The organism is Acinetobacter sp. OYA S30 (genome assembly GCF_033599315.1).
GTDB classification, from domain to species: Bacteria; Pseudomonadota; Gammaproteobacteria; order Pseudomonadales; family Moraxellaceae; genus Acinetobacter; species Acinetobacter baumannii.
Genome location: NZ_JAWVAV010000124.1, coordinates 1 through 1,022 on the forward strand (window position 1 = coordinate 1; position 1,022 = coordinate 1,022).

Genomic DNA, 1,022 nt, shown 5'->3' on the forward strand with positions numbered 1-1,022 from the left:
TTGCCGCCATCGGTTAACTCACCTTTCAGTTTGTAAGTTTTACCTGATTTTGGGTCTAAAATCGTACCGTTTTCATAACTGTTACCACCTACATTTTTTAAATTATGTACAATGGTGACACCTTTAAGCGGTTTGTTTTTATACGGACCTTCACATTTTGTACAAGCGTTTTCTTCACCTGGTGTCAAAATGCTCTGAATGGTTGCAGTTAAGGTTCCGTCCTTCTGTTCCGTAAATTTCACTACGGCTTTTGGCTTGTTGGTCTGATCATCAATCGTTTTCCATACCGTTCCATTGAGTGAATCAGCCGCATTGGCAAATGCAGCCATACCAATGAGTCCTAAAGCTAAAGCAATCTTTTTCATTTTTGTAATATCCTTGGGTCTTTCAAGATTTTTAGTATTCAGAAGTCGCAAAGATATTGCAATTTTTGAATGTGACTGTTTCGTGTAACCTTGTAATCTTGCAAAATAAAATTTACAAGAAAACAAGAAACTAGCATAAAAATGGATGCTATATGAATATATCAAATGTTTGGAAATATTATTTTACAGAAACTTTTCTTAAAACAACAATTCGCAAGCCAAGCCAGCTAAATTTGCCGGCTACTGCCTTACGCCCTGTGCTGGATCAGATGTGTCGTGCTTTCCCACGACAAAAAAATGTATCCGTGCGCCCGATTCGACTAGCAGGTATTAAAGGTGAAGAAATCAAGCCGCAAGATTCTGCGACTCAACTAATTTTTCACATTCACGGCGGTGCTTTTTTCCTTGGTAGTGTCAAAACACATCATGCTTTTATGACGGATTTAGCTGCCCGTACTCAAATGCAGATTATCCATGTGGATTATCCTCTTGCACCAGAGCATCCATACCCTGAGGCAACCGAAGCTCTATACGACATCTATCAGTCTTTAGTGGTCCAAGGCATCCAACCGAAAGATATTATTTTATCGGGTGACTCATGCGGGGCAAATTTAGCGCTAGCACTTTGCTTGCGTTTAAAAGAACAACCCGAACTCA

At 39.6% G+C, this 1,022-nt stretch carries 2 protein-coding genes; one reads left to right on the plus strand and one right to left on the minus strand.

Annotation, left to right across the window (positions count from 1 at the left end; all coding sequences use genetic code 11):
• The coding region (locus R5R67_RS19420) for a DUF2147 domain-containing protein (protein WP_318755203.1) at positions 1–365 on the minus strand (365 nt) is incomplete at its 3' end.
• A gap of 152 nt (positions 366–517) precedes the next feature.
• On the opposite strand from R5R67_RS19420, the gene R5R67_RS19425 reads away from it, so the two are divergent.
• On the plus strand, positions 518–1,022 hold a 505-nt coding region (locus R5R67_RS19425), incomplete at its 3' end, for an alpha/beta hydrolase fold domain-containing protein (RefSeq protein WP_318755204.1).